This is a genomic window from Streptomyces sp. NPDC088116, assembly GCF_044741745.1.
Lineage (GTDB): Bacteria > Actinomycetota > Actinomycetes > Streptomycetales > Streptomycetaceae > Streptomyces.
In genome coordinates this window covers 382548-406990 of sequence record NZ_JBIUTF010000008.1, presented here as the reverse complement: position 1 = coordinate 406990, position 24443 = coordinate 382548, and the positions used below count along the sequence as shown (strand labels likewise).

Genomic DNA, 24443 nt, shown 5'->3' with positions numbered 1-24443 from the left:
GTCGTGGCGGTACGAGCGGTTCGTGGGGCCGTCCAGTTGGAGCGGGACGAAGCCGGGCACATGGACGAGCAGGTCAGGGAGCTTCTCACGGCCGTCCTGGAGCGCAACGAGCTGAAGTCGGACGATCTGATCAGCATCTGGTTCACGGCCACGCCCGATCTGCACAGCGACTTCCCGGCCGCGGCCGCCCGCGGGCTCGGTATCGTCGATGTCCCCCTGATCTGCGCCCAGGAACTCGACATCGCGGGCGCTCTGCCGCGCGTCGTCCGCATCCTCGCGCACATCGAGTCCGACCGTCCCAAGTCCGAGATCGCGCACGTCTACCTCGGCGCCGCGGCCGCCCTCCGCAAGGACATCGCTCAATGAGAACCGCCGTCGTCATCGGTACGGGCCTGATCGGCACCTCGGCGGCGCTGGTGCTGACCGGCCGCGGTGTCACCGTCCACCTGGCCGACCACGACCCCTCACAGGCGCGCACCGCCGCCGCGCTCGGCGCGGGGACGGACGAGGCGCCCGAGGGGCCCGTCGACCTCGCGATCATCGCCGTACCGCCCACCCATGTCGCCGCCACGCTCGCCACCGCGATGCGCGACGGCGTGGCCCGCGGCTATCTGGACGTGGCCAGCGTCAAGGGCGGCCCCCGGCGCGAGCTGGCGGAGCTCGGCCTCGACCTGGCGTCGTACATCGGTACGCACCCGATGGCCGGCAAGGAGCGCTCGGGCCCGCTGGCGGCGAGCGCCGACCTGTTCGAGGGGCGCCCCTGGGTGCTGACCCCGACCGGCGACACCGACACCGAGGTACTGAACCTGGCCCTGGAACTGGTCGCGCTCTGCCGCGCCGTGCCGGTGGTCATGGACGCCGAGGCGCACGACCGGGCGGTCGCCCTCGTCTCGCACACCCCCCAGCTGATCTCCTCGATGGTCGCGGCGCGCCTGAAGGAGGCCGACGAGTCGGCCGTACGCCTCTGTGGCCAGGGCATCCGCGATGTCACCCGGATCGCGGCCTCCGATCCCGGGATGTGGGTCGAGATCCTCTCCGCGAACTCCGGCCCGGTGGCCGATGTGCTGGCCGGGGTCGCCGCCGACCTCGACGAGACGGTCGCGGCGCTGCGCGCGCTCCAGTCCTCCGACGAGGACAAGCGGCGCGGCGGAGCGGCCGGTATCGAGGACGTCCTGCGGCGCGGCAACGCGGGCCGGGTACGGGTGCCCGGCAAGCACGGCGCGGCCCCGGCGGCCTACGAGGTCGTGGCGGTCCTGATCAGCGACCAGCCGGGCGAACTGGCCCGCATCTTCGCGGACGCGAGCCGCGCGGGGGTCAACGTGGAGGACGTCCGTATAGAGCACGCGACCGGGCAGCAGGCGGGTCTGGTCCAGCTGATGGTGGAACCGGCCGCGGCCCCGGTGCTGGCCGCGGCCCTGCGGGAACGTGGCTGGTCGATCCGGCAGTGAGGACCCCCGCACGGGCCGGGGCGGGGCGCCGGGGAGAGTCCCGCCGAACGGGTGCATTTTCGGTCCTGAGTACTCGGTAACCTTGTGTGGGGGCGTATCGACGCCTCCGCCCAGCCTCCCCGTGAACCAGGAAAGGTGTCCGCCCCCCGTGGAAAACGGAGCAAACCCCGCCCGGACCGCCCCGGCCGCCGTGATCGTCGCCATCGACGGGCCCTCCGGCACGGGCAAGTCGAGCACCTCCAAGGCCGTGGCCGCCCAGCTCGGGCTCAGCTACCTGGACACCGGCGCCCAGTACCGGGCGATGACCTGGTGGATGATCAGCAACGGTGTCGACATACGGGACGCCGCCGCCGTCGCGACCGCCGCCACCAAGCCCGTCCTCGTCTCCGGTACGGACCCGGCCGCCCCCACGATCACCGTGGACGGCGCGGACGCCGCGGATCCGATCCGTACCCAGGAGGTCACCTCCCAGGTCAGCGCGGTCAGCGCGGTCCCCGAGGTACGGACCGTCGTCACCGACCTCCAGCGCTCCATCGCCAAGGCCGCCGAGCATGGCATCGTGGTCGAGGGCCGTGACATCGGTACGACCGTCCTGCCGGACGCCGACCTCAAGATCTTCCTCACTGCCTCCCCGGAGGCGCGCGCCGCCCGGCGCAGCGGCGAGCTGAAGGGCAAGGAGGCGACCGATGTCGCCGCCACCAAGGACGCGCTGGTCAAGCGGGACGCGGCCGACTCCAGCCGCAAGGCGTCCCCGCTCGCCAAGGCCGGGGACGCGGTCGAGGTGGACACCACGGATCTCACGCTCCAGCAGGTCATCGAGTGCGTCGTGACCCTGGTCGAGGAGAAGCGGGCCGCCAAGTGAGCGCACCGTCCGCGAGGCAGACCGCGCCCTCCGAGAAAGGCGCGGCGGTGGGACGCGGCATCGGCATCGGGCTGATGTACGGCCTGTGGAAGCCCCGGGTGCTGGGCGCCTGGAGGGTTCCGGCGAGCGGTCCCGTGATCCTCGCCGTCAACCACGCGCACTTCGTGGACGGACCGATGCTGATCGGCACCTCGCCCCGGCCGGTGCACTTCCTGATCAAGAAGGAAGCGTTCATCGGCCCGCTCGACCCGTTCCTGCGGTCCGTCGGGCAGGTGAAGGTGGACCGAGGGGTCGCCGACCGCAACGCGATCACCGGCGCGCTCAGGGTGCTCGAGGAGGGCGGTGTGCTGGGGATCTTCCCCGAGGGCACCAGGGGCGAGGGCGATTTCGCCTCGCTGCGCGCCGGGCTCGCGTATTTCGCCGTACGGTCGGGAGCACCGATCGTCCCGGTCGCGGTGCTGGGAAGTACGGAGAAGCCCGGACGGTTGATACCGAAGCTGCCCGCGCTGCGCAGCCGCGTGGATGTCGTCTTCGGCGCCCCCTTCGAGGCGGGTGACGGAAGCGGGCGGCGCACCCGCAAGGCCCTGGACGAGGCCACCGAGCGGATCCAGGAACGACTGACCGCCCACCTGGGGAACGCCAAGCGCCTCACCGCGCGCTGAGGCGTGTTTTCCCCGGCACGACTTGAGTAGTGCGCCGCGTGCCGCGGCGCACCGATCACGATGAACGAGGTACGGACTTCATGAACGACCAGATCGACTCCGGCGACGAGCACGGAGAGCTTGGCGATGCCGAGTACGCGGAGTTCATGGAGCTTGCCGCGCAGGAGGGCTTCGAACCCGAGGACGTGGAGGGCGCGATCGGCGAGGCCGGTCATGGCCCGCTGCCCGTCCTCGCCATCGTCGGCCGCCCGAATGTCGGCAAATCGACTCTCGTGAACCGGATCATCGGCCGCCGTGAGGCGGTCGTCGAGGACAAGCCGGGCGTCACCCGCGACCGGGTCACCTACGAGGCCGAGTGGGCGGGCCGCCGCTTCAAGGTCGTCGACACCGGTGGCTGGGAGCAGGACGTCCTGGGCATCGACGCCTCCGTCGCCGCCCAGGCCGAGTACGCGATCGAGGCCTCCGACGCGGTGGTCTTCGTCGTGGACTCCACGGTCGGCGCGACCGACACCGACGAGGCCGTGGTCAAGCTGCTGCGCCGGGCCGGCAAGCCCGTCGTGCTCTGTGCCAACAAGGTCGACGGGCAGAGCGGCGAGGCGGACGCGACGGCGCTCTGGTCGCTCGGGCTCGGCGAGCCCTACCCGGTCTCCTCGCTGCACGGCCGCGGCACCGGCGACATGCTGGACGCGGTGCTCGAAGCCCTGCCCGAGGCCCCGGCGCAGACCTTCGGCACCGCCATCGGCGGCCCTCGCCGGATCGCGCTCATCGGGCGCCCCAATGTCGGCAAGTCGTCCCTGCTGAACAAGGTCGCGGGCGAGGACCGGGTGGTCGTCAACGAGATCGCGGGCACCACACGCGACCCGGTGGACGAACTGATCGAGCTCGGCGGCACCGTCTGGAAGTTCGTCGACACCGCGGGCATCCGCCGCCGGGTGCACCTCCAGGAGGGCGCGGACTACTATGCGTCGCTGCGTACCGCCGCCGCCGTCGAGAAGGCCGAGGTCGCGGTCGTCCTGATCGACACCAGTGAGTCCATCAGCGTCCAGGACCAGCGGATCATCACGATGGCCGTCGAGGCGGGCCGCGCGCTGGTCGTCGCGTACAACAAGTGGGACACGCTGGACGAGGAGCGCCGCTACTACCTGGAGCGGGAGATCGAGACGGAGCTGGCGCAGATCGCCTGGGCGCCGCGGGTGAATGTCTCGGCGCGTACCGGCCGCCACATGGAGAAGCTGGTCCCGGCGATCGAGACGGCCCTGGAGGGCTGGGAGACCCGGGTCCCGACCGGCCGGCTCAACGCGTTCCTCGGCGAGCTGGTCGCCGCGCATCCGCACCCGATCCGGGGCGGCAAGCAGCCGCGCATCCTGTTCGGTACGCAGGCGGGCACGAAGCCGCCGCGCTTCGTGCTCTTCGCCTCGGGCTTCATCGAGCACGGCTACCGGCGGTTCGTCGAGCGCCGGCTGCGCGAGGAGTTCGGCTTCCTGGGCACCCCGATCCACATTTCGGTGCGGGTGCGCGAGAAGCGCGGCCGGAAGAAGTGACGTAGAAAGCGACGGAAGCCGTGGGGCCCGGTACGGGATCATCCGTACCGGGCCCCACGGCTTCCGGGGGAGCCGGGCGGCCTCTGTCTCCTGGCAGGCGAGCCGGTACCGCCTGTGCCGTTCCCGCTCAGATGCCTCGGCGGGGCCCCGGGGGCAGGGCCGCCGGGATGTGGCGTCCGTTCGGCTGGCGCGGGTCCCGCTGCCAGGACCCCATGTACGGGGTGTGTCCGAGCCCCGCACTGTGGCTTCCGTATCCGCCGTACCCGCCATGAGCGGCGTGCAGCCCGGTGCCGAAGGCCGTGAAGCCGAGATTCTCCTCATTGCTCCGATCACCGGGCAGCGCGCGGAAGGAGCGGCGGAACTCCAGGTACAGCGCGTCGTAGATCGGTGTCGTGGAGAACCCGTCCGCTCCGTCCTGCGCGGGGCGCATGGAAGGGATCTGGCTCTGGTACTGCTGGCGGGATGGGTCGTATGAGGAGTGCACGTACGTGCCAACGATCCCTTCGTCCGCCGGATGCGGGATACCGAGGGAAACGGCCCCGGTTGGAGCAGTCGCCGCCGGCCGGTGGCCGAGCATCCGGAGGGCGGTGCGCGCGGCCCCCGTCATGTCAGGTCCCGGCCAGCGGCATCGCGGCGGCCACCAGCCGCCCGTTCACCGCCGCCTTCTCCAGGGCGTCGCGCAGCAGGTCCTCGCGGGGCTGCTGGCCGATGGAGCCGACCGGCGCGGCGAAGACCAGCACCGTGTGCGACTTGTTGGCGGCCGTCCGCCAGCCCTCGGTGACCTGGAGCGGCTGGTGGGCCTGCCACCAGGCGACCGGGCTGCCGCCGCCGGTGCCCGGCTGGAGTACGGCGTGCAGCTGGCCCATGGCGAGCAGCACGGACCAGCCGGACAGCGGCGCGGGCACCTGGCTCAGATCGCCGACCGGCATGAAGCCCTGCTCCACGAGGAGCTGGAGGAATTCGTCGCTGGTGCCCCCCGAGCCGGGACGGGCGATCGGGGCGGTGGGCTCGACGACCAGGGCGGGGTGCAACTCGTCCTCGATCAGCACGAGACCGCTGGTGACGCCGAGAACGGCCTGGCCGGGGGCCGCGTCGGGCACCCCCGGCTCCTGGGCCTCGCCGCCGGTGATGCTCCGGACGGCGCCCTGGAGCTGGTCCTCGGCGACCTGGACGACCTGGGAGGGAATACAGGTGGCGTGGGCGAAGGCGAGAACGGCCGTCTCCTCGCCGACGAACAGAACGGTGCTGGTCCGCTCCTGTTCGGAGTCGCCGGGGGTCCGGCAGGAGGTGCAGTCGTAGCTTCCCGGGGAGTTCTCGCCGGTGAGCAGCCGATCGGCTTCTGCGTCGCCGATCTCGGCGCGTACGTCCTCGCTGACGTCGAGCATGCGCGGCACGGGGTGGCTCCTCGAACTCGGTGCGTGGGCCGGGCTGTTCCCGGCTCGTAAACCGGGCTGTTCCCGGCTCGTAAAAGGACAACGGGTGAGCCGTGGCCCGGGTCACGCACGGAAGGGCACGGAAATCGAACCATCCGGCGCACCGGGGGATCCGTCGGCCGGAAGAGGTCATTCCACACCAACACGTCGTGAGCGCACGGAAGTTGACCGGACACGCGGTGCCGCTGGTCGGTAGGTGTACAGGTCGACAAATCGTGAAATCAGTGAATCAAACGGGTGGCTGAAACGCGTTGCTCCGTGCCGCTCTCGGCACGACAGCGGGGCCGGTGGAGCGGACGGGACACGGACCGCGCCGACCTGCTTACGTTCCGGGGCGCGACCCGCGTACGTTCCGGAACGGCGGGCGTACGTTCCGGAACGACCGGATCGTCCCCAGGGGGAAGTGCCTCCCGGGTAACTCCCGTCCTCGGGGTGACACGTGAAGGTGGCCGGCCCGAGCCTTTACGCATCTCTTACGCAACGTGCTCTGAGCTCGTGCGGAGCGCGATAATTCATAAATTCTCCACGGTGCGTCAATTTCGGACGGGAGCCGGAAGGGCGCCGGGACCGGGGGAATTGGAAAAGCGCAAATTCATGTGATCTCAGAGGTCACCGAATTACTGAGGAGTAGGGAACGAACAGCCCGTAAGGGTGAAGTTGTCGGCGTTTGGCCTACGTCGAGATCCTGTGACACAAGTGTGACCGGTGACGGACGGGAAGCGTCCGGCCCGGATGGCTGTCCGGCTTCCTTCGCCGTCCGCGGGCACTTACGGTGAGTGTCATGGCACCGATACCGACTCCTCCCGCACAGCCCCACGACGACCCCGAGTCCTATGTCGGCCTCGACGCGGAAAGCGCGGAGAGCCGGGCCCGCGGGCGCGGCTGGACCACCGTCAGGGCGCTGCCACCGGGCTCGATCATCACCATGGAGTTCGTCGTGGGCCGGCTCAACTTCGAGGTCGACGCGGGCACGGTCGTCCGCTGCTGGCTCGGCTGAGCCCGCCCCACGGGCGCCCCGTCCCAGTCCTGCTTCCGCTTCCGTGTGTCCGTCGACGCGGTCCGTGAACGCCACGAAGGCCCCGGCTACGGCCGGGGCCTTCGTGGCGTTCACGCGCGGGGAGAAGCTGTGCGTACCGCGTCCCCCGGCGGTCCGCGTCGGCGGCCTGTCAGCCGCCCGTGAGCGGGCGGGAGTGCGGCGGACGACGGCTGCCGGTCGGGGTCGTCGGCGTCCGCTCCGAGCGGACCGCGTGCGGCCTGGACTGGGTCAGCTGCCCGGTGCCGGCACCCGCACCGGGGGCGGGGGTTCCGGCACCGGTGGTGACGGGGGCGCCAGGCGTGGACGCGGTGCCGAGGCCGGCCGTGGAGCGGCCGTTGTGACCCGCTCCGACACCCTCGTGACCTGCTCCGACGGTCTCGGGTGGCGCTTCCTCCTCCTGCGGGGACGCGCCGTGCGGGACCGGTTCCGGCCTCGGCCCCCCGGCCGCGACCGGGACGGCGGGGACGGGCCGACGGCTCGCGCGCCACCGCTCTCGGACCGCGAAGATCTCCCGCTCGGCCCGGTTGATCAGCGGCTCGAACCAGGGCAGTCCCAGCAGGATCAGCAGGCCGGCGGCCCAGCCGAGCAGCACATCGCTCAGCCAGTGTGTCCCCAGGTACACGGTCGTCGCCCCGACGCCCAGCGCCACTATGGCCGACAGGACCGACAGGTAGCGCCTGGCCCGTGGCGTGGTGGCCAGATAGGCCAGGATTCCCCAGGTCACGACGGCGTTGGCGGTATGTCCGGAAGGAAATATATCGCCGCCCGCGTAGAGCTCGGCCGAGCCGATCCGCGTCGCGTAGTGGGGACCGAGCCGCCCGAGACCGAGCTTGACCGCGCCGACGGTCACATTGAGCAGCAGCAGGGCCGCGCCGAGGGCCAGCAGCGGCCGCAGCGTGTGCTGGCGCCAGGAGCGCCAGCCCAGCCAGGCCGCGATCATCACGGCGGTGGGGCCGCGCTGGCCGAGCACGACGAAGTAGTCGAGGAAGGCGTGCAGGTCCGGCCACTGCTGATAGGGCCGGAACAGCATGACCTTCCAGTCGAGGGTCACCAGCCAGGACGAGACGAGCACAGCGACGACGATGGCGAGGTAGAACGCCAACGTGCCGCCGAAGAGAGACTTGCGGGTGCGGCTCATCCGCGGGGTCTCTATCTTCGGCGGTTCCGGCTCCCGGTCCAGGCGGGCAAAGATGTCGGTACGCACGTAATGGACGTTACAGCGAGTGAGTGAGCGAGCAGGTCGATCAGGTCTCTTTGTGATGACGATGTGATGTGGAGTATGTCTCAGGTCACTGTTTATCCGGGACGGTTCCCGAAATCGAAGTGACCTTCGACCCTATTCGGCGTCATGCCCTTCCCGGAACTGTCTTTCTGTGGAAGCGGAATTAGTTCACCGTGGCGTTGCGCGGAATTTCCCTCTTGCTCGCGCACGCCCGGGGGTCCCGGTTCCGGCGCGGGTGAAGTGGCGTACGCCACACTCCCCGGCCGGAACGGTGAGAGATGCACCACGCGCCACACGCGATGACTCGCGTACGCTGACGGCTCACTCGCCCGTCGATGCCGGGCCGCCCCGAGGGACTCGTGTCCCGGTCGGACCGCCGAGCGCGAGGGACGCACTGGGAGGTACGCAGATGTCCGGGATCACCACGGCCGGAGCACGCCTGCGTGGCGTCGGCGATGGTGCCCACCGCTGGGTCGTCCTGGTCGTCCTCTGCGTCAGCCTGCTGCTGGTCGCCCTCGATGCCACCGTGCTGCACGTCGCCGTCCCGGCCGTCTCCGCCGACCTCAACCCCAGCGGGGTCGAGCTGCTGTGGATCGTGGACGCCTATCCGCTGGTCTGCGCCTCCCTGCTGATCCTCTTCGGCACGCTCGGCGACCGCATCGGACGACGACGGGTGCTGCTGCTCGGCTACGGCCTCTTCGGGGCCGCCTCGGCCGTCGCGACCCTGGCCCACTCGCCCGAAGTGCTCATCGGGGCGCGTGCCCTGCTGGGCGTGGGCGGCGCGATGATCATGCCCGCGACGCTGTCCGTCCTCCGGGCGGTCTTCCCCGACCGGCGCGAGCGGGCCATGGCCATCGGCATCTGGACGGCGGTCGCCGCCGTCGGGGCGGCCGTCGGCCCGGTCCTCGGCGGCTTTCTCGTCGAGCACTTCTGGTGGGGCTCGGTCTTCCTGATCAACATCCCGCTGCTGGCCGTCCTGCTGCCGCTCGGCCGGATGGTGCTGCCGGAGTCGAAGGGCTGCGGCGACGGGCCCTGGGACGTCCTCGGCGCGCTGATGGGCGCCGCCGGAGTGCTCGGGCTGGTCTTCGGCATCAAGCGGTTCGGTGCCGGCGAGGGGCCGCTGAGCCCTCTGACGCTCGTCCCGCTCTGTCTCGGTGCCGCGCTGATGGTCCTCTTCGTCCGCAGACAGCGCCGCCGGAAGCATCCGCTGATCGACATGCGGATGTTCGCCAAGCCCACGTTCTCCACGTCCGTCGGCTGCATCGTCCTCGCCATGCTGGCCCTGGTCGGTCTGGAACTGATCGCCGTCCAGTACCTCCAGCTGGTGCTGGGGCTCAGCCCGCTGGAGACCGGGCTGCGACTGCTGCCGCTCACCTTCGCGGCGATGGCCGCGGGCGTCACCGGCTCCGCCACGCTGCGCCGGGTGGGCCCGCGCCGGATGGTGGCCTGGGGCTTCGTCCTGACGGCGTCCGCCGTCCTGCTGCTGGTCCAGATGGGCCAGCACGACCGTCCCGCGCTGCTGACCGCTGGTTTCGTCCTGCTCGGCTTCGGACTGCAGACCACGCTCTTCGGCGCGTACGAATCGATGCTGAGCGAGGCTCCGGCCGAACAGGCCGGCGGGGCCGCGGCCATCGGCGAGACGTCCTACCAACTGGGCGCGGGCATGGGGATCGCCCTGCTCGGCAGCGTCATGAACGCGACGTACGCGCCCGCGCTGTCGTCGGTGAAGGGTGTCCCCGGGGCCGCCGAGACGGCGGCATCCTCGTCGCTCGGCGAGGCCTACGCGGTGGCGGCCAGACTCGGCGGCCCTGTCGGAGAGTCCCTGCGGCACGCCGCACGTCACTCGTTCGTGCAAGGCCTGCATGTGACGCTCCTGGTCAGCGCGGGCCTGCTGCTGTTCGGCGCGCTGGCCGCGCTGCGGCTGCCGAAGGTCATGGAGTGCCCGGAGCCCGACGCCGACGACGCACCGGAGGAACGCGAGTCGTACGAGGCGAGGGCGCCGTACGAGACGCGAGACGGCCATGAGTCGAATGGGACGCCAGAGGTCCACACGCCGCACGAGTCGCGCGAGTCGCACGAGGCACGGTCGGCGAGTCCGTCCGAGCAACAGCAGTGGCCGCCGCCGCAGCGCCGGTCACCGGAGAGTCGCGAGCCCTCCGAAACGGCCGTTCCGGCAGGCCGCGGCCGCGGTTAGCCCTCCGGCCACGGTGACCACCGTGGCGCCCGCCGTCCGGTCGCCGGTCCGTCCTCGAATGCCGGGCGGGGCACGCGTGCCGGGCAGGACATGAGGGGGGCCGCGGCCCGCGCGGCACCGGCGGGGCGGGTCTGGACGAGCGGCACACTGGGCCGTAACGTCGGCAGCCGGCCCTGACTAGCGGTGCTAGTTAAGGCCGGTCCGAGCCGTGCGAGCCGCCGGAGGTCTCCCATGTCCGCACCGTCCGCCGCCAAGCCCCCGCCGTTCGACCCCGGCGATCCGCTCGGTCTCGACGACCTGCTCGATCCGGAGGACCTGGCGATCCGGGACACCGTGCGCGCCTGGGCCGCCGACCGGGTCCTGCCGCACATCGCCGAGTGGTACGAACGCGGCGAGCTGCCGGGCATCCGCGAGCTGGCCCGGGAACTCGGCAGGCTCGGCGCACTGGGCATGTCCCTGACGGGGTACGGCTGCGCGGGCGCCACCGCCGTCCAGTACGGGCTGGCCTGCCTGGAGTTGGAGGCCGCCGACTCCGGTATCCGTTCCCTCGTCTCCGTCCAGGGCTCGCTGGCCATGTACGCGATCCACCGCTACGGCTCCGAGGAACAGAAGCGGCAGTGGCTGCCCGGCATGGCGGCGGGCGAGATCATCGGCTGCTTCGGACTCACCGAGCCCGACCACGGCTCCGACCCGGCCGGAATGCGCACCCACGCCCGGCGCGACGGCGGCGACTGGGTGCTCAGTGGGCGCAAGATGTGGATCACCAATGGCTCGGTGGCCGGCGTCGCCGTGGTCTGGGCGCAGACCGACGAGGGCATCCGAGGCTTCCTCGTCCCGGCCGGCAGCCCGGGATTCTCCGCCCCCGAGATCACCCACAAGTGGTCGCTGCGGGCCTCGGTCACCAGCGAGTTGGTCCTCGACGACGTACGGCTCCCGGCCGACGCCGTACTCCCCGAGGTCACCGGACTGCGCGGGCCGCTCAGCTGTCTGAACCACGCCCGTTACGGAATCGTCTGGGGTTCGATGGGCGCCGCACGTGCGAGCTTCGAGTCGGCGCTCCGGTACGCGGGGACGCGTGAGCAGTTCGGCCGGCCGATCGGTGGTTTCCAGCTCACCCAGGCCAAGTTCGCCGACATGGCGGTCGAACTGCACAAGGGGATTCTGCTCGCCCACCATCTGGGGCGGCGCATGGACGCGGGCCGGCTGCGGGCCGAACAGGTCAGCTTCGGCAAGCTCAACAATGTGCGGGAGGCGATCGAGATCTGCCGTACCGCGCGGACCATCCTCGGGGCCAACGGCATCTCGCTGGAGTATCCGGTCATGCGGCATGCGACGAACCTCGAATCGGTGCTGACCTATGAGGGCACCGTCGAGATGCATCAGCTCGTCCTGGGCAAGGCGCTCACCGGTCTCGATGCCTTCCGGTGAACCGGGACCTCCGGCGAACCGGCGGGAGCCGGTGAGCGCCTTGCTCAGCTCTGGTTGAAGAAGCCGTCCTGCGCGCGGCCCCCGGCATCGCCGGTGAGGATCTCGGTGTCGGCGGGGCTCAGCAGGAAGACCCGGGTGGCGACGCGGTCGATCGATCCGCGCAGTCCGAAGATCAGCCCGGCGGCGAAGTCCACCACGCGCTTGGCGTCGGCGGGCTCCATGGCCGTGAGGTTCATGATGACCGGAACGCCCTGCCGGAAGAGCTCACCGATGGCGCGGGCGTCCCGGAAGCTGTCCGGGGAGACGGTCGCGATCCTGCGGTCCTGCCCGCCCTGGTCGGGCTCGGAAGCGATCCGTACCCGGGGGTCGGTCTTCCAGTTGTCGCCGCTCTCCGCTCCCTCGGCGTACTCGTCGTCGTAGTACCGCTCGTCGTTGTCCTCAACGAGGCCCAGCCAGGCGCTCGCCTTGCGCACAGATCCCATGGACGCCTCCTTTCACCGCGGTCACAAGTCGTTTCCTATCCCCATCGTCGTCCATGATGCGGATTGCGCGCCAAGTAGATAGTCGGCGCGCAGACGATTCGTGACGGTACTGGTGCAGAAGATGTGGCGGTTCGTCAAGGTTCTTCCGGGGTAAGGGCGCTGACATGGTACAAAATATGATCTTCCAGCCACTCGGGTGATGCTGAGCACATACGGGTGAACGGACGCCTCGATACGATGCGCGCGCACCTGCGTAACGACTCACCGGGGGACGGTCGTGTTCGGAATAGTCAAACCATGCGGTCATCGGCTCACCGATGGCCTCAAGGCCGAATGGATGGCCCATCTCTGCGGGCTGTGCCTGGCACTTCGCTCCGACCACGGGCAGTTCTCCCGGGTCGTCACCAACTACGACGGCCTGATCGTCTCGGTGCTGACGGAGGCTCAGACCGAGCGCACCGCGGAGCAGCGGCGGACCGCGGGGCCCTGTCCGCTGCGCGGGATGCGCACCGCGCCGGTCGCCCGGGGCGAGGGCGCGCGTCTCGCCGCCACCGTGTCGCTCGTCCTCGCCTCGGCGAAGGTACGGGACCACGTCGCCGACCGGGACGGGCTGTTGAAGCGCCGGCCGCTGGCCGCCGCCGCGCGCCGCGTCGCCACCGGCTGGGACCGGGCGGGCGCGCGCGGCGGCATCGAGCTGGGTTTCGATACGGCCGTACTGGTCGACGCGGTCGACCGGCAGCCGGAGATCGAGGCGCTGGCCGGTCCCGGCACGCCGATTCTCACCGTCACGGAACCGACCGAGTCGGCCACCGCCGCCGCCTTCGCACACACCGCGGTACTGGCGGGACGACCGGGCAACAAACAGCCGCTGGCCGAGGCGGGACGGCTCTTCGGGCGGCTCGCGCATCTGCTGGACGCCGTGGAGGACCAGCGAGCTGACGCGGCTTCGGGCGCGTGGAACCCGCTCACCGCGACCGGCACCTCCCGTACGGAGGCCCGGCGGCTCGCCGACGACGCGGTGCACGGCGTCCGGCTCGCGCTGCGGGACGCGGAGTTCACCGACGGCAGGCTGGCGCATGTACTGCTGGCGCACGAACTGCGCGCCTCGGTGGACCGCGCCTTCGGCACGGCGGGCTGCGCGCACGGCGGGCATGGTGAACATGGCGGCCAAGGTGGACGCGACGGACGCGACGGACACGACGACGGGCCGTACGGGGGGAATCCGTACGGCGGAAATCCCTACGCCGGAAGCCCGGGTGCGCCCGCCGGACCTGGTGGCCCCGGCAGGACGCCGCCCGGTCTCGGGCCGAATCCGGAGCCGGATCCGGGGTCGCCGAAGCCGGGCAGGCGCGGCTTCTGGGCCGGCTGCGCAGCCTTCGTCGGACTCTGCTGCACCTGCAAACTCTGCTGCGCGAGCGAGTACGAGGGCCCGTGGTCGCGCAAGAAGCGTGAAGGCTGCTGCCACAAATTGGACAGCTGTGACTGTTGTGATTCCTGCGACTGTTGCGACTGTGGCTGCTGACATCGCGACCGGGAGACCGCGACCGGGAGACCGCGACCGCGAGACGCAGAGAGCGGGAGAGGGAGAGGGAGGAAAAGCGAGGCAAAGCGAGGGGAGTCGAGCGTGGTGCTCTGCGTGTGAAGGCACGCGGGAGACGGCGCGCGAGCGCCGGAAACGCGGGAGGCCGTGCAGGGCGTCAGCTCAACAGGACGAGGACCACACTCGACCGAAGTCGATGTGGGAGCGGGTGACCAGCCACTGCTGCGGATGCATGGGCCAAGTGGAGCAGGCATCCGTTTCCGCGTCAACCGTCCCTGAGACGGATGGTTCACAGTTCGGACAGGCTTGACAGCGGGCCGTGCGCGGCGCATAGCCTTTGCGGACAAGCGGATCGTGCTGAGGGGCTCGGTCCGGCTGCGTTTTGCGTGAAGGCACTCCCGTGTTCGATCTCTGTATCCACGGAGCCTTCGCATGCCCCTGTCACCGGACACCGTCCGCATCCCATCCGTGCGCCCGTCTCTTGTCGTGGTCGGCGCGGGCCCGCGCGGTACGGGATTCCTGGAGCGGCTCGCCGCCAACACGCCGTCCCTGTACGACGGTCTGCCGCTGGACATCCACCTGGTGGACCCGTACGCGCCGGGTGCCGGGCGGATCTGGCGCCGTGACCAGTCGCCGCTGCTCTGGATGAACTCCATGGCCCAGGACGTCACCATGTTCACCGACGACTCGGTGTCCATGGCCGGGCCGGTACGGGAGGGACCGGCGCTGAACGAGTGGGCGCGGGACATCCGTGAGGGCCGCGCGCGGCTCTCCGCCGAGTCCGAACGCGCGGAGTCGGAGCGCGTCAAGTCGGAGTGCGCCGAGTCCGAACGCGTCGAGTCCGAACACGCCAAGTCGGCGGCGGACGGGCACGGTTCCGGGGCCGGGCTCCGCGCCGAGATAGCCGCCCTCACCGGCCAGACCTTCCCCAGCCGCCGGGTGCAGAGCGCCTATCTGAGCTGGGTGTACGAACAGACCGTCGCCGCTCTCCCGCCCGGCATCACCGTCCATCGCCACCGCACCAGCGCCCTGAGCGTCACCGGGCCGCGCGAGGGCCGGCAGCGCGTCCACCTGGCGGGCCGTACCGCCCCCCTGCCCGCCGATCTCGTCGTCCTGACCCTGGGCCACCTTGACGGTGAACCGGACGCGGAACAGCTGGAGTTGGCGTCCTTCGCCCGGCGGCACCGGCTGGTTCATCTGCCGCCCGACTTCACCGCCGACAGCGACCTGTCCGCCCTGCCCGCCGGCGAGCCCGTCATCGTCCGCGGCTTCGGACTGGCCTTCGTGGACCTGATGGCGCTCCTCACCGAAGGCCGGGGCGGGCGCTATTCGGGGGACGCGGGCGAGGACGGCGGCGAACTCGTCTACCACCCCTCCGGACGCGAACCGGTCCTGCACGTCGGGTCGCGGCGCGGTGTCCCGTACCACTCCAAGATCGGCTACGGCCTGACGGGCGAACGGCCCCCGCTGCCCCGCTTCCTGGGTCCCGCGCAGATCGACGCGCTGCTGAGCAGACCCGAACCGCCCGACTACCGGCGCGATGTCCGGCCGCTGGTCGACAAGGAACTGGGCTTCGCCCATTACCACCGGCTCTTCACCGCCCACCCCGAACGCACCCGGGTGGGCTGGAGCGACTTCGAGGAGAAGTACGCGGCCGCCGACCCCGGCGGTCCGGAGCTGGCGGCCCTGGTCGCCGCCGCCGTACCGGACCCCGCCGACCGGCTCGACCTCGACGCCCTCGACCGGCCGCTGAACGGGGTGGCCTTCCCCTCGTACGACGCCCTCCAGGACGGGCTGCGGGGCTACATCGGTGCCGATCTGCGCCGCCGTCATGATCCGGCCCACAGCGCGGACCTCGGTGTCTTCCTCGGACTGCTCTCCGTCTACGGGCAGTTGATGCGGCTCGGGGACCTCGGTGACCCGGGCGGCCGGTGGCACGGCTTCTTCAGCTACCTCGCCTCGGGGCCGCCCGGCCCCCGGCTGCGCCAGCTGCTCGCGCTCTCGCGGGCCGGGATCGTCCGCTTCCTCGGCCCCGACATGACGGTCGAGGCCGACGAGCGGAGCGGAGTCTTCCGGGCCGGGAGCGCGGCCGTACCGGGGGAGTACGTCGAGGCCCGCGCCCTCGCCGAGGCGCGGCTTCCCGACCCCTCCCCGGCACGCACCCGCAGTCCGCTGCTGCGCGCCCTGTACGAGCAGGGGGCCGCCACGACCTCGGCGGCCGGCCTGGTCAGGGTCGACCCCGGCGACGGGCGGCTCCTGGAGCGCGACGGCCGCCCGCATCCCCGCCGCTTCGCGCTCGGTCCGTACACCACCGCCCGGTCGAGCGGCGCCTTCACCCGGCCGCGCACGGGCGGACCGGCGTTCCGGCAGAACGACGCGACCGCGCGGGCCGCGCTCACCCTGCTCGGCGGGCTGCTTCGCCCCGCCACCGGCCCGGCGCGGCCCCCGGCCGCGCAGATTCCTCCATCGCCCGACGGGCCGCGTGCCGTGCCCGCGGCTGAAAGGTAAGGCCCGCCATGCCCGTCATCCGACCCCTGCGACTCGCCGCCGAGATCGGCGGTCCACCGCGTCACGACGCCGCACACTTCGGCGCGGCGAGGTACGTCGAACTCGCCCGGCTCGCCGAGCGCGGCGCGCTCGACTTCATCACCCTCCAGGACTCCTTCGGGCGCCCCGGTCTCGACGCGCTCGCCGTACTGTCCCGGGTCGCGCCCGCCACCGAGCGCATCGGTCTCGTACCGACCGTCACGACCACCCACACCGAGCCGTTCCATGTCTCCTCGGCCGTCGCCACCCTGGACTGGGTGAGCCGCGGCCGGGCCGGCTGGCTGGCCGACGTGTCGGCATCCGAGGCGGAGGCCGCGCTCTTCGGCCGCCGGTCCGCCGCACCCGCCCCGGCCCTGTGGCGGGAGGCGGGGGAGGTGGCCGAGGTGTCGGCCAGGCTCTGGGACAGCTGGGAGGACGACGCCGAGATCCGCGATACATCGACAGGGCGCTTCGTCGACCGGGACAAGCTGCACTATGTCGACTTCGAGGGCGCCACCTTCACGGTCCGGGGTCCGGCCATCGTGCCGAGGCCGCCGCAGGGCCGCCCCGTCACCGTGGTCGACGCGACCGGGGGCCACAGCGCGGAGACCGCCGCGCGTCACGCGGATGTCGTCCTGGTCGGGGCGGGCCGGCCCGAAGAGGCGGCGGCGGCCCGGGAGTCGCTCCGGTCACGGGCCGCCCGCCACGGCCGCGACCCCGACACTCTGCGGGTGCTCGCCGCGCTGACCATCGACCTCGGCGGTGGCGAACGCCCGGTGGAACCCGGTCTGGAGAGCCCGCCCCGAACGACGACCGGCGCCGGCGGCCCGCAGTACCGGGGCGGGCCCGTCGATCTCGCCGAGCTGATCACCGACTGGCACGGCGGCGGCGCCGTGGACGGCTTCCACCTCACGCCCGCCGAACCCAGGCGCGACCTCGAACGGCTCGTCAACTGCACCGTGTCGCTGCTCCAGCACCGCGGGCTGTTCCGCACCTTCCATCCGGGCGGCACACTCCGCGAGCACCTGGGCCTCGCCCGCCCGGCCAACCAGTACACGCTCGCCGAGGGGACCTCATGACCACGCAGCGCCGCAGGAGGATGCACCTCGCCGCCCACTTCCCCGGGGTCAACAGCACCACCGTCTGGACCGACCCCCGCTCCCGGTCCCAGATCGACTTCTCCTCCTTCGAGTGGCTGGCCCGTACCGCCGAGCGCGGGAAGTTCGACTTCTTCTTCCTTGCCGAAGGACTGCGGCTGCGGGAGCACAAGGGGCTGATCCACGACCTGGACGTGGTCGGCCGCCCCGAGTCCCTGACCGTGCTGAACGCGCTGGCCGCCGTCACCGACCGGCTCGGTCTCGCCGCCACCGTGAACGCCACCTTCAACGAGCCGTACGAACTGGCCCGCCGGCTCGCCACCCTCGACCACCTCAGCGAAGGCCGGGCCGCCTGGAACGTGGTGACCTCCTCCGACGCCTTCACCGGCGAGAACTTCCGGCGCGGCGGCTTTCTCGACCGCGCCGACCGCTACACGCGGGCCGCCGAATTCCTCGCCACCGCACGGGAGTTGTGGGACTCCTGGACACCGCCCCGGCCCGGCGTCCCGTACGGCGCACCCCGGCCCTTCGCCCACCTCGGCCAGCACTTCGGGATCGAGGGGGAGTTCACCGTCCCGCGCTCTCCGCAGGGGCATCCCGTGGTCATCCAGGCGGGCGACTCCGACGAGGGCCGGGAGTTCGCCGCCTCCGCCGCCGATGTCATCTTCACCCGCCACGGAACGCTGGAGGCGGGCCGCGCTTTCTACTCCGACACCAAGGCGCGGCTGGCGAAGTACGGCAGGGACCCGGACGATCTCAAGATCATGCCCGGGGTCACCTTCGTCCTCGGCGACACCGACGCCGAGGCGCGGGAGCGGGCCGCGGAGATCCGCCGGCAACAGGTCTCGCCACAGAACGCGATCCTCGCCCTCGAACAGGTCTGGGGCCGCGACCTCTCCGCGTACGACCCGGACGGTCCGCTTCCCGACATCGACCCCGATCCGGACTCCGCGCTGGCCCAGGGCCGGGTGAAGATCGCCGATCCGCTCACCGTCGCCGCCAAATGGCGGGCGCTGTCCGAGGAGAAGGGGCTGTCCATCCGGGAGACCGTCATCGAGACGACCACCCGGCAGTCCTTCATCGGCAGCCCGGAGACCGTCGCCGACACGCTCGACACCTTCGTGCGGTCGGACGCGGCGGACGGCTTCATCCTCGTACCGCATCTGACCCCGGGCGGTCTCGACGACTTTGTCGACCGGGTCGTCCCGCTCCTCCAGGAGCGCGGCGCCTTCCGCACGGAATACGAGGGCGCCACCCTGCGCTCACATCTGGGGCTGGCGGATCCCGTACGCGAGGGCTGATCGGCAACTGCCCGTTCCCGCCGTCCGGCCAATACCCTTCCGGTCGCCGTCCAGGCGGGTGAACGCAGGCTCCGCGCCGGCCGACACCCGCCGTACGGGACCCCACACGCCCCAACCGCCCCATGGTCAACCCGCGGCCAAAAGGCCCTCTTGCGCGGCGAGTTGAGGCCGCCAATACTCCCGAGCAGCGCCGGTCGAGGCTGTCGCGCCCCGTCCGAGACCCGGACAGGTCACGCCCCGGCTGCGCCTCACGGGCCCGGAACCCCACCACAGGGCCCCCGATTCCCCTCGGGAGGAACGACAAGTGAGGATCAAGCGCACCACCCCACGCAGTGGCATTGCCAGACGCACCCGTCTGCTCGCGGTGACCACGGGACTCGTCGCCGCCGCGACGTTCGTGGTACCCGCCGCGAACGCCGACTCCGCCGGTACGTTCAGCGCCAACCAGCTCGCCGCGGCGAGTGACGCCGTTCTCGACGCCGATGTGGCGGGCACCGCCTGGTATGTCGACAAGGCGAACAATGCCCTTGTCGTCCAGGCCGACAGCACCGTCTCCCAGGCCGAGATCGCCGAGATCAAGCAGTCCGCCGGGGCCAACGCGGGTGCCCTGCGCGTGGAGCGCACCCCCGGCACGCTCTCCAAGCTCATTTCCGGTGGCGACGCCGTCTACACGAACAGCTGGCGCTGCTCGGCCGGATTCAACGTCGTCAGCGGCAGTACGTACTACTTCCTGACGGCGGGACACTGCACCGAGGGCAGCCCGGCCTGGTACACCTCCTCGGGCGGCACCAGCATCGGCCCCACGACCGGAACGAGTTTCCCGGGCAACGACTACGGCATCGTGCGGTACTCGAACACCTCGATCGCCCACCCGGGCACGGTCGGCAGTGTCGACATCACGCGCGCGGCCAACGCCACCGTCGGGATGTCCGTCACCCGTCGCGGCTCGACCACGGGCATCCACAGCGGCTCCGTGACCGGCCTCAACGCCACGGTCAACTACGGCGGCGGCGACGTCGTCTCCGGCCTGATCCGCACCACGGTCTGCGCCGAACCCGGTGACAGTGGCGGCCCGCTCTACTCCGGCACCTCCGCCATCGGTCTGACCTCCGGGGGCAGCGGCAACTGCACCTCCGGTGGTACGACGTACTTCCAGCCGGTGACCGAGGCCCTGAGCGCCTACGGAGTCACCATCCTCTGACAGGGCCTGGGCACCAACAGCATCAACGGCACGGGTACCGCGGACCCGTGGCCGGCGATGGGCGGGCCCCTGTCCGGCATTCCCGGACGGGGGCCCGCTCCCGCCGGCTTCTGAGAGAATGCCGGGTGGCGGGCCACAGAGGGAGCGGGGGACTGCGGAGCAGTGAAACGCATCGGAGTGACCGGCCACAGGAACATCCCGGCCGAGGCCTACGCGCACATCAGAGCGGCCGTCGAGGCCGTGCTGTGCACCCACGTGGGCGCGTTGGAGGCGCTCTCCAGTCTGGCCGTGGGCGCGGACCAGCTCTTCGCGACACTCGCCCTGGACCGTGACGCGGAGCTGACCGTCGTCATCCCCAGCGGCGACTACGAGGACACCTTCGACGGCCCGGAGGAACTCGCCGACTACCGACGGCTCAAGGACCGGGCCACGAGCGAGGTCCGGATGGCCTTCCCGCACTCCACCGACGAGGCCTACTACGCGGCGGGCACCTATATCGCCGACCACTGCGACCGCCTGCTGGCGGTCTGGGACGGCCTCCCGGCCCGCGGGCTCGGCGGCACGGGCGACATCGTGCGCTACGCCCGGGAGCGCGGAAAGCCGGTCACGGTGATCTGGTGCGAAGGCGTCGAGCGCGCCTGAGAATTGACGATTCATCAGGTCGGAACGTCAACTACGGTGGCGCACCAGCCAGTCGGTGTGCTGCGGCGAGACGATGCGCTCGGTCTCGTACACCGCGTTCGCCCACTGCTCCTCGGTGACCATCGTCTCCATCGCCGTATGCAGGGCCGCCAGGTCCTCCTCCACCAACGAGTGCGCGGATATGAGGGGTTGGTGGCGGCGTATCTCGCTCCACGCCAGACAGGCCGCCGCGGCCGCCGACAACAGCCCCGGCACGGAAGAGGATTCGGTGACCGAGAAGCTCCGCAGCACGGCGAGGAGGAGGGCCAGCAGGGTCAGCGCCGCGATGGTGACCGACCAGAAGGTGGTGGCGCGGCGCGAGATCACCGTTCTGCGGTGGTACCAGTTCCGTTGCTCGATCAGCCGGTCCCTGACGTAGGTCTCCTTGCGGATGGTGAACGGCTTCTCGCGCAGCGTCCGCATGGGGGTCGTCACCAGACCCCCGTCGCCACCGTCCAGGCCGTCGCCGCCGTCCCAGCCGTCGCCGCTGTCCCGGGGATCCTCCCAGCCGACCTTCTTCAACTCCGCCAGTCCCGCCTCCATCCGGGCGACGAACAACCCCGACGGGTCGGCGGCCCCGGAGTCGAAGGGCGCTCCGTGGACGGCGTAGCGCCAGGACATCGATTTGATGAACTCCGCCGCCGAACGGTTGAGCTGCCAGTGCGACTTCGCCTTCTGGCCCGCGGAGCGGTAGGTGACCAAGAGCACACCCCCGTACGCCAACGCGCTCAGGGCGCCGACGAGTTGGAACGAACCTCCCAGTTTCCACTGCCAGGGCAGCGACGCCAGCCCGGCGCCCACGACCAGCAGCACCAGCTGGAGGCGGGTGGTGCTGACGGCCTTCCGCTGCCGTTCGATGGCGATCCCGTCCGCGTGATGGAACAGAACCGGCAGGTCAGCGTTGCGGAAGACCATGCTGTGCAGTGGTCCGCTGAAGTCGGCCATGGGCGCCCCCGTCTGCTGTTTTTGTTGTCACTCAACCGGCGGAACAGTGTGTTCCGTATCGCCTCGTGAATTCCTCGCAACGCTTTCGTCTCGGCTGCCCGCGCCGAGTTGCCGCGAGAGTTCATGAGGGTAAAGTCGAGCCGCTGACACTGCAACGGTGCCGTGTCTTCCCCTTGCACAACATGATCAAGGACGGCCGTCGTGACCTATCAGAGTTCTGTCACCTTCGCCGCTGCGAAGAAGAACCGGATCCCCCTCGCAGAGATCGATGTACGCGACGCCGGTGTCGCCAAGAAGCTCGGCCGTGTCGTCCCCATGCCGGGCACCCGTGTCGCACGCGTTTCGAGCTTCAACTCGGCCCTCTAGACTGGCGTAATGACAGGACCCCTGGTCCCATTCCGCGAGATCGTTCTGAAGGTCCACAGCAGGTGTGATCTTGCGTGCGACCACTGTTACATCTACGAACACGCTGATCAGAGCTGGCGCACCCGCCCCAAAGCAATCTCTGATGAGGCGATCTCCTGGACAGCTCTGCGACTGGCCGAGCATGCCAAGACCCATGCCCTGCCCTCCGTGTCAGTGATCCTGCACGGAGGGGAGCCACTGCTGGCGGGTCCCGCGCGCCTGCGACGCGTCTGCGAAGAGCTCACCGGGGCCCTTGACCCAGTCGCCGAACTGGACCTCCGGATCCACACCAACGGGCTCCAGCTCTCCCCCCGCTACCTCGACCTGTTCGACGAGTTCGGCGTCAAGGTGGGTATCTCCCTCGACGGCGACAAAATGGCCAACGACCGGCACCGCCGCTTCGCGGACGGCCGCAGCAGCCACCCCCTGGTCCTCAAGGCCGTCGAACTGCTCCGGCAGGACCGCTACCGCCACCTCGATCTCGGACTGCTCTGCACCGTCGACGTGGCCAACGACCCGATCGCCGTGTACGACGCGCTGGCCGCGCTCGACCCACCGCGCATCGACTTCCTGCTGCCGCATGCCACCTGGGACGAGCCACCACCGCGCCCGGACGATTCCCGCACCGCGTACGCGAACTGGCTGCTCGCCGTCTTCGACCGCTGGGACACGCGGGGCCGCCCGATGCCGGTACGGCTCTTCGAGTCGGTGTTCTCCACCCTGAACGGCGGCCCCAGCCTCACCGAGTCGCTGGGACTCGCCCCCACCGATCTGGTCGTGGTCGAGACCGACGGAACCCTGGAGCAGGTCGACTCCCTCAAGAGTGCCTACGAGGGCGCCGCCGCCACCGGATTCGACGTCTTCTCCCACCCCTTCGACGCGGTGGCCGCCCATCCCGGCGTGCGGACACGGCAGCTGGGTCTCGCGGGGGTGAGCGAGGCCTGCCGTCAGTGCCCGGTCGTCCGGTCCTGCGGCGGCGGCCTCTACACCCACCGCTACCGCTCCGAGCCGGACGCGGGGACGGGCGGGACGAACGCCGTAACCACCGGTACGAGCGCGGGGACGGACGGGGCGAGTGCCGTAACCACCGGTACGAGCGCGGGGACGGACGGGGCGAGCGCGGGAACCACCGGTACGAGCGCGGGGACGGACGGGGCGAGCGCGGGAACCACCGGTACGAGCGTGGGGACGGGCGGATTCGACAACACCTCCGTCTACTGCGCCGACCTGGAGGCGCTGATCCGCGGCATCGAGTCCCGTACCGCCGCCGTCTGCGTCTCACCCGCCGTCGCCGACAGCGGTGAACTGCTCGTCGCCCAACAGGAGCTGACCCGCTCCCTCCTCGCCGAACTGCACTCCGAACTCGCAGGCCGGGGCGGCGAGACCTGGCAGGCGGCCTGGGAGCTGGCGGGCCTGGCCGAGCAGCTCTCCGACGGGCTCGACCACGTCCTCGCCCATCCCTACACCCGTACCTGGCTGGTCGATTCGGTCGCCGCCCTGCGCGAGGACCGGCCCGGCGCGCTCACCGCCGCCCTCAGGCTTCCGTCGTACGTCGCCGCCGCGCTGCTCCGGGGCGGCCTGGACCGGCCCGTGCGGGTCGGCTACCTGGACGGCACGCTCCACCTCCCCACCCTCGGCACGCTGCGGCTGCACGATCCCGGCGAGAGCGGAGAGGCCGAAGTACGCCTCGCCGAGAAGGGCTTCGTGGTGCGCACCGCCACGGCGGAGCGGCTCGTCACACGCCCCGCCGAAGCCACCCCGTACTGGCAACCCGTACGCAGACTCGGCCGGGACGGGGCGCCCGATCTCGTCCTGGACGATCTCGACCCGTACCGCGACTGCTTCGGCGCCCCCGCCCACCCGGCGCTCGGACCGGACCAGGCCGCCGACTGGAGCGGCCGGCTGGCGGCGGCCTGGCGGCTGCTCAGAGCCGCCGCACCCGAACAGGCCGCCGCGGCGGCCGCCTCACTGTCCACACTGACCCCCCTGATCGCCCAGTCCCCGCCGGGCCGGCACGGCTACGGCGCGCTTGGCATCCCCGTCCGGGGCAGCTCCGACGAGCTGGCCCGCGCGCTGCTGCGCGGCTTCCGCCGGGCCACCCTGCGAGCGCTGACCGAAGTCACCGATCTCTACGCGCACGACGGCGAATGGAGCCGCCCCGCCCCCTGGCAGGAGGCGCCGGTCCCGCTGTCGGAGCTGCTGGCGGGGGCATACGAACGGGTGGGGCTTGCCGCGTACGACCCCGGATACCGCGACGAGGCGAGGCGGGCCCTGGACACTCTGGAGGGCACGCCCGAACTCACCGTCAGCGGGAAGAGCCTGCTGACAGCCCTACGGGAAGAGGCCGGAGATGGCTGACGGGACGTGGGTGGACACGCTCGAACGGGACCCGTTCCCGGTCCACGACCGCGATCCGGTCGCTGAACCGGTCGCTGATCT

21 protein-coding genes are annotated in these 24443 nt (G+C 71.1%); 16 read left to right on the top strand and 5 right to left on the bottom strand.

Going from position 1 to position 24443, the window contains the following annotated elements:
* Positions 1 to 3 precede the first annotated feature (3 nt).
* The 5 genes from aroH (at position 4) to der (ending at position 4513) form a co-directional block, all read left to right on the top strand.
* Positions 4 to 366: a chorismate mutase gene (gene aroH, locus ACIOJD_RS30715; RefSeq protein ID WP_401919355.1), complete on the top strand. Its 363-nt coding sequence runs from the start codon at positions 4 to 6 to the stop codon at positions 364 to 366.
* The gene (locus tag ACIOJD_RS30710) at positions 363 to 1448 is read left to right on the top strand and encodes a prephenate dehydrogenase (RefSeq protein ID WP_401919353.1); all 1086 of its coding nucleotides are present in this window, start codon (positions 363 to 365) and stop codon (positions 1446 to 1448) included. Before aroH ends, ACIOJD_RS30710 begins: the two co-directional genes overlap by 4 nt.
* Before the next feature lie 148 nt (positions 1449 to 1596).
* Positions 1597 to 2310 (top strand): (d)CMP kinase, encoded by a 714-nt coding sequence (gene cmk / locus ACIOJD_RS30705; protein WP_401919351.1) that lies wholly within the window; start codon positions 1597 to 1599, stop codon positions 2308 to 2310.
* On the top strand, positions 2268 to 2972 hold the full coding sequence (locus ACIOJD_RS30700) for a lysophospholipid acyltransferase family protein (RefSeq protein ID WP_401919349.1): 705 nt from the start codon (positions 2268 to 2270) through the stop codon (positions 2970 to 2972). Before cmk ends, ACIOJD_RS30700 begins: the two co-directional genes overlap by 43 nt.
* Positions 2973 to 3052: 80 nt before the next feature.
* Entirely contained in the window at positions 3053 to 4513 is a 1461-nt protein-coding gene (gene der / locus ACIOJD_RS30695; RefSeq protein WP_401919348.1) for a ribosome biogenesis GTPase Der, read from the top strand.
* 127 nt (positions 4514 to 4640) lie between these two features.
* On the opposite strand, the gene ACIOJD_RS30690 is transcribed toward der, so the two are convergent.
* Positions 4641 to 4943 (bottom strand): hypothetical protein, encoded by a 303-nt coding sequence (locus ACIOJD_RS30690; RefSeq protein ID WP_401919347.1) that lies wholly within the window; start codon positions 4941 to 4943, stop codon positions 4641 to 4643.
* A 178-nt stretch (positions 4944 to 5121) separates the two neighbouring features.
* Positions 5122 to 5907 (bottom strand): hypothetical protein, encoded by a 786-nt coding sequence (locus tag ACIOJD_RS30685; RefSeq protein ID WP_401919346.1) that lies wholly within the window; start codon positions 5905 to 5907, stop codon positions 5122 to 5124.
* 820 nt (positions 5908 to 6727) lie between these two features.
* Between ACIOJD_RS30685 and ACIOJD_RS30680 the strand changes: the two genes are divergently transcribed.
* Positions 6728 to 6943, top strand: a complete 216-nt coding sequence (locus ACIOJD_RS30680) for an I78 family peptidase inhibitor (protein WP_401919344.1) — start codon at positions 6728 to 6730, stop codon at positions 6941 to 6943.
* Positions 6944 to 7112: 169 nt separating this feature from the next.
* Here the strand turns inward: ACIOJD_RS30680 and ACIOJD_RS30675 are convergent, their stop codons facing one another.
* The gene (locus ACIOJD_RS30675) at positions 7113 to 8186 is read right to left on the bottom strand and encodes a phosphatase PAP2 family protein (protein ID WP_401919342.1); all 1074 of its coding nucleotides are present in this window, start codon (positions 8184 to 8186) and stop codon (positions 7113 to 7115) included.
* A gap of 427 nt (positions 8187 to 8613) precedes the next feature.
* Between ACIOJD_RS30675 and ACIOJD_RS30670 the strand changes: the two genes are divergently transcribed.
* The gene (locus ACIOJD_RS30670; protein WP_401919340.1) at positions 8614 to 10398 is read left to right on the top strand and encodes an MFS transporter; all 1785 of its coding nucleotides are present in this window, start codon (positions 8614 to 8616) and stop codon (positions 10396 to 10398) included.
* Positions 10399 to 10629: 231 nt separating this feature from the next.
* Positions 10630 to 11826, top strand: a complete 1197-nt coding sequence (locus ACIOJD_RS30665) for an acyl-CoA dehydrogenase family protein (RefSeq protein WP_401919339.1) — start codon at positions 10630 to 10632, stop codon at positions 11824 to 11826.
* Positions 11827 to 11870: 44 nt separating this feature from the next.
* On the opposite strand, the gene ACIOJD_RS30660 is transcribed toward ACIOJD_RS30665, so the two are convergent.
* Complete coding sequence (locus tag ACIOJD_RS30660; protein ID WP_401919338.1) at positions 11871 to 12308, bottom strand: cell division protein SepF; 438 nt, start codon at positions 12306 to 12308, stop codon at positions 11871 to 11873.
* Between the two features lie 277 nt (positions 12309 to 12585).
* Here ACIOJD_RS30660 and ACIOJD_RS30655 point away from each other — a divergent pair, with 277 nt between their 5' ends.
* From ACIOJD_RS30655 to ACIOJD_RS30630, 6 genes are all read left to right on the top strand, one after another.
* Positions 12586 to 13830: a DUF5685 family protein gene (locus ACIOJD_RS30655; protein WP_401919337.1), complete on the top strand. Its 1245-nt coding sequence runs from the start codon at positions 12586 to 12588 to the stop codon at positions 13828 to 13830.
* Positions 13831 to 14280: 450 nt separating this feature from the next.
* Positions 14281 to 16356 (top strand): FAD/NAD(P)-binding protein, encoded by a 2076-nt coding sequence (locus ACIOJD_RS30650; protein WP_401919336.1) that lies wholly within the window; start codon positions 14281 to 14283, stop codon positions 16354 to 16356.
* Between the two features lie 8 nt (positions 16357 to 16364).
* On the top strand, positions 16365 to 17453 hold the full coding sequence (locus ACIOJD_RS30645; protein WP_401919335.1) for an LLM class flavin-dependent oxidoreductase: 1089 nt from the start codon (positions 16365 to 16367) through the stop codon (positions 17451 to 17453).
* A complete protein-coding gene (locus ACIOJD_RS30640) occupies positions 17450 to 18772 on the top strand; it encodes an NtaA/DmoA family FMN-dependent monooxygenase (protein WP_401919334.1) in 1323 nt (440 codons plus the stop codon). The genes ACIOJD_RS30645 and ACIOJD_RS30640 overlap by 4 nt, the downstream gene beginning before the upstream one ends.
* 304 nt (positions 18773 to 19076) lie before the next feature.
* A complete protein-coding gene (locus tag ACIOJD_RS30635; protein ID WP_401919332.1) occupies positions 19077 to 19973 on the top strand; it encodes a S1 family peptidase in 897 nt (298 codons plus the stop codon).
* Between the two features lie 162 nt (positions 19974 to 20135).
* A complete protein-coding gene (locus ACIOJD_RS30630; protein WP_401919331.1) occupies positions 20136 to 20615 on the top strand; it encodes a hypothetical protein in 480 nt (159 codons plus the stop codon).
* A 27-nt stretch (positions 20616 to 20642) separates the two neighbouring features.
* Here the strand turns inward: ACIOJD_RS30630 and ACIOJD_RS30625 are convergent, their stop codons facing one another.
* A complete protein-coding gene (locus ACIOJD_RS30625; protein ID WP_401919410.1) occupies positions 20643 to 21569 on the bottom strand; it encodes a DUF4231 domain-containing protein in 927 nt (308 codons plus the stop codon).
* Between the two features lie 231 nt (positions 21570 to 21800).
* Between ACIOJD_RS30625 and ACIOJD_RS30620 the strand changes: the two genes are divergently transcribed.
* Entirely contained in the window at positions 21801 to 21965 is a 165-nt protein-coding gene (locus ACIOJD_RS30620) for an FXSXX-COOH protein (RefSeq protein ID WP_401883714.1), read from the top strand.
* Between the two features lie 9 nt (positions 21966 to 21974).
* A complete protein-coding gene (gene fxsBH, locus ACIOJD_RS30615; protein WP_401919329.1) occupies positions 21975 to 24362 on the top strand; it encodes a radical SAM/SPASM protein FxsBH, inactivated beta-hydroxylase extension form in 2388 nt (795 codons plus the stop codon).
* Positions 24363 to 24443: the final 81 nt, after the last annotated feature.

Excerpts from the sequence above, each read along its gene's own strand:
- ACIOJD_RS30680 (WP_401919344.1), top strand. The coding sequence starts at position 6,728 with ATGGCACCGATACCGACTCCTCCCGCACAGCCCCACGACGACCCCGAG.
- ACIOJD_RS30665 (WP_401919339.1), top strand. The coding sequence starts at position 10,630 with ATGTCCGCACCGTCCGCCGCCAAGCCCCCGCCGTTCGACCCCGGCGAT.
- ACIOJD_RS30690 (WP_401919347.1), bottom strand. The coding sequence starts at position 4,943 with ATGCGCCCCGCGCAGGACGGAGCGGACGGGTTCTCCACGACACCGATC.
- ACIOJD_RS30640 (WP_401919334.1), top strand. The coding sequence starts at position 17,450 with ATGACCACGCAGCGCCGCAGGAGGATGCACCTCGCCGCCCACTTCCCC.
- ACIOJD_RS30650 (WP_401919336.1), top strand. The coding sequence starts at position 14,281 with ATGCCCCTGTCACCGGACACCGTCCGCATCCCATCCGTGCGCCCGTCT.
- der (WP_401919348.1), top strand. The coding sequence starts at position 3,053 with ATGAACGACCAGATCGACTCCGGCGACGAGCACGGAGAGCTTGGCGAT.
- ACIOJD_RS30625 (WP_401919410.1), bottom strand. The coding sequence starts at position 21,569 with ATGGTCTTCCGCAACGCTGACCTGCCGGTTCTGTTCCATCACGCGGAC.
- ACIOJD_RS30645 (WP_401919335.1), top strand. The coding sequence starts at position 16,365 with ATGCCCGTCATCCGACCCCTGCGACTCGCCGCCGAGATCGGCGGTCCA.
- ACIOJD_RS30660 (WP_401919338.1), bottom strand. The coding sequence starts at position 12,308 with ATGGGATCTGTGCGCAAGGCGAGCGCCTGGCTGGGCCTCGTTGAGGAC.
- ACIOJD_RS30670 (WP_401919340.1), top strand. The coding sequence starts at position 8,614 with ATGTCCGGGATCACCACGGCCGGAGCACGCCTGCGTGGCGTCGGCGAT.
- ACIOJD_RS30710 (WP_401919353.1), top strand. The coding sequence starts at position 363 with ATGAGAACCGCCGTCGTCATCGGTACGGGCCTGATCGGCACCTCGGCG.
- fxsBH (WP_401919329.1), top strand. The coding sequence starts at position 21,975 with ATGACAGGACCCCTGGTCCCATTCCGCGAGATCGTTCTGAAGGTCCAC.